A 5,505-nucleotide genomic window follows, 5' to 3' on the forward strand; every position below is an offset into this window, starting at 1 on the left:
GTGAGGAGTTCGCGGATGAGGATGGGCATGGACCATCCGTCGAGGAGGATGTGGTGGATGGTGAGGGCGAGGGTGTGGCGGTGGGTGGTGTGGATTCCGTCGGTGTGGTTCTGGTTCTGGGTTTTGGTGTGGGGGTGGTGGATGAGGGTGTAGCGGAGGAGGGGTGGGGTGGTCATGTCGAAGCGTTGGGTGCGGGCTTCGGCGAGGGTGTGGGGGAGGTCTTGTAGGTCGTTGAGGGTGGTGTCGTGCCAGGGGAGGGTGGTGTGGGTGGGGATGACTTGGATGGGTTGTCCGTTGGTGCGGGTGAGGAAGCAGGCGGTGAGGTGGGGGTGGCGGGTGAGGAGGGTTTCGGCGGCGGTGCGGAGGCGGTCGGGGTCGAGGGGTCCGTCGAGTTCGAGGGCGACCTGGACGATGTAGACGTCGGGTCCTTCCTCGTCGTAGAGGGCGTGGAACAGCAGCCCCTCCTGCAACGGCGCCAACGGCAGAATGTCCGAGAATCGCGACTGCATGAGAATCCGCTCCCTTTGCTGTCCTGGCTCCTGGGGCGGCCCAGGAGAAAACCCCTGCCCCGTGCGGCGATGAGTGTTCGGGGCAGGTGGCGTATGAAGGTAAAAGGGGCCCGGCCCCGGTCGCGTGGAACCGGTGACTCAGTGGAAGGCCATGGGCCGCGCACGGCGCACTGGGCCGGTCCGGGTCGGCCCATCCGACCCGGCGGGTCGGTGATGAACTACCGCAGTCGGTGTTCGATGTCCGCGATTTCCTCGGGGGAGAGGGAGATAAGCGGTTCCGTCATCACCGATGGGCCAGCACCGTTCATGGCGGTGTTCGTGCCGCCGAATTCACCCGTTGTCGCCTCCGTGCCCGAGAGGGTCGGCACGTCGCGTGCCACTGTGGCCAGCCCGGCGGGCGACGGGTTCTGGAAGAGTTCGCGGCGGCTGAATTCCAGCCCGGCGTCACGGGCGAGAACGACGAGCCCCATGGCGGCGACGCTGTCACCGCCCAGGTCGAAGAAGCGGTCGTCGACACCGACGTCCGGAAGGTTGAGGGATGCGGCGAACAGTCGGCACAGCAGCTCTTCGCGGGGGGTGGGGGACTCGGGCTCACTCGTCATGATGTCCAGCTCTCCCAGGTGAAAGCGTTCTGTTGAGTGGGGACCGCTCGGGCATGGCACTCAGGCGCTTCCAGGGGATGGCAGAAGCGGAAGCCGGGCATTGATTTATGAAGAAAAACTCATGAAAGGCGCCCCACCTCATCCTGGCTTGTTGCGGCGGTGTAAAGCCAAGATCCATGTTCGTTGACGCTAGGCGGGCAACCTGAAAACTGTAAATCATCACATCGGCGAGACTTCATTCCCGCTCCGCCGATGGGAGGGGTACGGGAGGACGAGAAACTCGTCTTCCCCGTACCAGGGTTGTCCGCCGAAAGGAGGAGAAGGGGCCCGGTGAGGCATCCCTCCATGGGGCCATGTTCCCTGGGAGTGGGCCCATCGGAGGTTCTCTGTCGGTCATCGCGAGGCTTAGTCTCGCCATGAAACCCGATCCGAACCGCCGAAGAGATGGGAAGAGGAGGAGTGGGCGTGACCAATCCATTTGAGTCCGCGGACACGAACTATGTGGTGCTGCGGAACGACGAAGCCCAGTATTCGCTGTGGCCGGTCGGTCTGGACGTTCCCGCCGGGTGGGCGGTGGAGAAAGAGGAGAGCAGCCGGGGTGAATGCCTGGAATACATAGAGAGCGTATGGACCGATATGCGACCGGCCGGTCTGGTCGCCGCGATGGGTGTCCTGGATGGTGGAGCCGCCGCCCGGCCGCCGGAGGCCACCGCCCCGGCCCCCATCGTCGGCTGAGCCTTGTCATCTCCGTACGTTCGCGGGCTCCGAGGCTCCGGCGGCCGTCTCGCGGAAGGGGCGGACCCGCCGCAGGGCGGCGGATCCCTCGACGCCGGTGTGCCCGGCTGGACGGGGAGACGGGGGCCGGATCGCCTTCCGGCCCCAGCCGCCGATGGCCTTCGGCGCTGCTCTGGAAAGTGGTGGTCAGGGGGTGCAGGCGACGCCCGCGCACTGACCGGACTGGGTGTTGTTGCTGGCCCGGTTGGAACCGCCGTCGACATTGCCCCGGTCGGCGTAGATGCCCCAGCCCTTGTTGTCACGGGCGGTGTTGCCCTGGAGGGTGTGAGCGGCCTTGGAGACGAAGACGCCTCCGCCCGAGTTGGTGTTGGTGGTGTTGCCGACCAGACGGTTACCGGTCACCGCGGTGGCGTCTCCGACGACGTAGATCCCCCGCGCGTTGTTGCGATGGGCCTGATTGAGCTCCAGGGTGTTGTTGAGGGACTGCGTCAGGGTGATGCCGTCCCCGGTGGTGTTGTTCGCGGTGTTGGAGCGGATCAGGTTGTTGTCGGAGAAGCTCACGTCGATGCCGCCGGTGTTGCCGCTGACGTCGTTGCCGGTGACTGTGGAGCCGTGGGCCGACTGGAGGACGATCCCGCTGTCACCGCCGCCCGTGAGGATATTGGAGAGGATGCGGTTGCCGGTGGAGCCGGAGACGTTCAGTCCGGCGTCCGCGCTCCGCGTCGAGGTGTTCCCCTGGACCACGTTGCCGTTCGAGCCGGCCCGCAGGACGATCGAGCTGTCGCTGCTGCCGCCGATCACATTGGCCAGCAGGGTGTTGCCGCCGGAACCGTCGAGGACCAGGCCGGCGTTTCCGCTGCCGGTGATCCGATTGCCTTCGAGCCGGTTGGCGGCGGAGTTCTGAACGAGGAAGCCCCCGCCCTGGTTGGCGGTGATCGTGTTATTGGTGATCACGTTCTCCCGCGAACCGCCGATGACCGTGACTCCGGTCTTGGCCTGCCGGTCGATGGTGTTGTCGCGTACGCGGTTGTTGCCGTGGGCGTTGTTGAGTTCGACGCCGGAGAACTCGTTGTTCTGGACGGTGAGTTTCTCGACGATGGTGCCCGTGGTGCCCGGATTGAGTTGTACTCCGTAGTCGAACTCCTGTATACGGGCGGGAATGGTGCTGCTGTTGGTGATGGTGACATTGGCGAATCCGTTGTTACGGATCCCGACCCCCAGGCCGACACCGTCGACGGTGTGTCCCTTGAGGTCGATGGTGATGCCGCTCCCGCCGACGACCAGACCGTCGCCAGGGCAGTTCAGCAGGTCGGCGGCGAGTACCACGCTGGTGGTGACGGTCTGACCACAGGCGAGCGGCGCGGCGTGCGCGGCGGGCGCGGAGGTCAGCGCGCCGAAGAGCGCGGTGGCCCCCAGCGCGGCGAACCAGCCCACGGGCAGTGTCGGGGACAGCGTCGCGGATGTACGGATCATTGCGAGCCTCCTTCTGCGGGGCCATGCCGGGGCATGGCCGACCCGGCTTCCGGGGCCGGGTCCGGACCCTGAGATGCGAGAGGCGGATCGCCTCTCGCACAGGGTCAAGCGAAGGAATGCCAAAGGCTATGGGGAGGCAAAGAATGGCCGAAGTTGCCTTCGGATTGTCCGATGGCTCCTCTGTGCCGTGCGGTCCTCTTCTCCTTTCGTCAAGGATCCCTTTCGGACGCCGTGAGTTTCGCTGGGCGCCTTTGCGATGATCTTTCGCGGCGCGCGGATATCGCGGGGGGTGCCGTGCCTCTCACCCTCGGCCGTGTCCCGCGGTTCCGTAAGGAGAGGACCCCCGGCGCCGGAGGTCCCATGGGTCCGAGGGCGTGTCGGCCGCCACGCCCTCCCCTGATGCCTGATGCCTGATGCCGGAGGGCGGAGGGCGGAGGGCGGACGGCGGACGGCGGACGGGTCAGGTTCTGATGTTGCTGGTCAGGGAGTGCAGACGACGCCCATGCACTGGGCGGCTTCGGAGTTGCCGCTGGCGCGGTTGGCGCCGCCGTCGGTGTTGCCCTGGTCGACGAGGATGCCCCAGCCGTCGTTGTCACGGGTGGTGTTGCCCTGGAGGGTGTGAACGGTCTTCGAGACGTAGATGCCATCGCCCAGATTGGCGTCGGCGGTGTTGCGCAGCAGACGGTTGCCCTGCCCTGCCGGAGCGTCCCCGCTGACGGAGATGCCGCGCGCGCTGTTGCCGTTGGTCCGGTTGAGCTCCAGGTCGTTGTCGATGGAGTCCTCCAGCACGATCCCGTCCCCGGTGGTGTTGTTCGCGAGGTTGGACCGGATCAGATTGTCATCGGAGTGGTTCAGTTCGATGCCGCTGGTGTTCGCGCTGACGTCGTTGCCGGTGATCGTGGAGCCATGGGAGAACTGGAGGAAGATCCCGCTGTCGCCGCTGCCCTGGAGATGGTTGGACAGGAGGCGGTTGCCAGTGGAGTGGGAGACCTTCACGGCGGCGTCATTGCCTTCGCTGACCGTGTTGCCCTGGACCAGGTTGTTGTCCGAGCCCGCCTGGAGGACGACCGCGCTGTCACTGCTCCTGGCGACGGTGTTGCCCAGCAGGGTGTTGCCGTCGGCGCCCTCCAGCAGCAGTCCGCCGTCTCCGCTGTCGGTGATCTGGTTGTCCTCCAGCCGGTTGGCGGTGGAGTTCTGGACGTAGACGCCCTCACTCTGATTGGCGGTGATCGTGTTGGTGCTGATCACATTGCCGCTCGAACCGCCGATGACCGTGATTCCCCGTTGGGACTGTCGCTGGATGACGTTGTCGACGACGTGGTTGCTGTTATCCGCGTTGTCGAGCTCGACTCCGGAGAGTTCGTTGTTCTGGATGGTCAGCAGTTTGACGAGAGTTCCCGAGGTGCCAGGGGTGAGCTGTACTCCGTAATCGAATTCCTGGATAACGGCGCGACCCCCGCCGCCGTTGGTGATGGTGGTGTTGTCGAATCCGTTGGTACGGATCCCGGTGCCCAGGCCGACGCCGTCGACGGTGTGTCCGTTGAGGTCGATGGTGATGCCGCGCCTGCCGACGACCAGACCGTCACCGGGGCAGTTCAGCAGGTCGGCGGCGAGAACGACGCTGGTGGTGATGGTCTGACCGCAGGCGAGCGGCGCGGCGTGCGCTATCGGGGCGGTGACTGACAGGCTGAACAGCGCGGTGGCTCCCACCGCCGCGAACCAGGTCGAGGACGGCATACCGGTAAGGCTGATCATGCCGGGACTCCTTCTGCCAGTGCGGGGCCGATCATCCCCATGAGTCGTGCGTGAACCCTTGAGGACGACGGAGAGACGGACGGCCCGCCTCTCCCACAGCGTCAAGCGAAAGAATATCGAGAGCCACGGAAAGGCAAAGAATGATCTGAGTCAGTGGGAGGACGACTGGACGGCCTATGTATCAGGTGACTTTCGTACTGGTTTCTCGATGTTTTCTTTCGACTCCTGACGGAGACGCCTGGGCGAGCATGCGCCGACCGTGTGCGGCATTCCGCCGCTGGACGCCCCGACGCCTTCCCCGCCGCGCCAACGCGGTACGGGGAGGAGGCAAGCGCCGTTCCGGGGCCGGAGCCGGCCCGCGTCGGAGCCGGCCCGCGTCGGAACAGGCCCGCGTCGGAACGGGAACGTGCCCGGCCCGGACAGCTCCGGGC

5 protein-coding genes are annotated in these 5,505 nt (G+C 66.0%); 1 reads left to right on the forward strand and 4 read right to left on the reverse strand.

Translation table 11 applies throughout. The annotated features are described in order from the left end of the window. On the reverse strand, positions 1 to 509 hold a 509-nt coding region (locus ACFVIM_RS32255; protein ID WP_384309049.1), incomplete at its 3' end, for a condensation domain-containing protein. 218 nt (positions 510 to 727) lie between these two features. Next, positions 728 to 1,111 carry a phosphopantetheine-binding protein gene (locus ACFVIM_RS32260; RefSeq protein ID WP_384309052.1) on the reverse strand — a complete coding sequence of 128 codons (384 nt, stop codon included), beginning with the start codon at positions 1,109 to 1,111 and terminating at the stop codon, positions 728 to 730. Between the two features lie 465 nt (positions 1,112 to 1,576). On the opposite strand from ACFVIM_RS32260, the gene ACFVIM_RS32265 reads away from it, so the two are divergent. Next, positions 1,577 to 1,846 (forward strand): MbtH family protein, encoded by a 270-nt coding sequence (locus ACFVIM_RS32265; RefSeq protein ID WP_384309053.1) that lies wholly within the window; start codon positions 1,577 to 1,579, stop codon positions 1,844 to 1,846. Between the two features lie 186 nt (positions 1,847 to 2,032). Here ACFVIM_RS32265 and ACFVIM_RS32270 read toward each other — a convergent pair whose 3' ends face one another. Together ACFVIM_RS32270 and ACFVIM_RS32275 are read right to left on the reverse strand one after the other, a co-directional pair. Beyond that, positions 2,033 to 3,319, reverse strand: coding sequence for a nitrous oxide reductase family maturation protein NosD (locus ACFVIM_RS32270; protein WP_384309056.1), 1,287 nt, complete (start codon positions 3,317 to 3,319; stop codon positions 2,033 to 2,035). A gap of 480 nt (positions 3,320 to 3,799) precedes the next feature. Continuing rightward, positions 3,800 to 5,074, reverse strand: coding sequence for a nitrous oxide reductase family maturation protein NosD (locus tag ACFVIM_RS32275; RefSeq protein WP_384309058.1), 1,275 nt, complete (start codon positions 5,072 to 5,074; stop codon positions 3,800 to 3,802). Positions 5,075 to 5,505: the final 431 nt, after the last annotated feature.

The sequence above is a fragment of the Streptomyces sp. NPDC057638 genome (assembly GCF_042800315.1).
Lineage (GTDB): Bacteria > Actinomycetota > Actinomycetes > Streptomycetales > Streptomycetaceae > Streptomyces.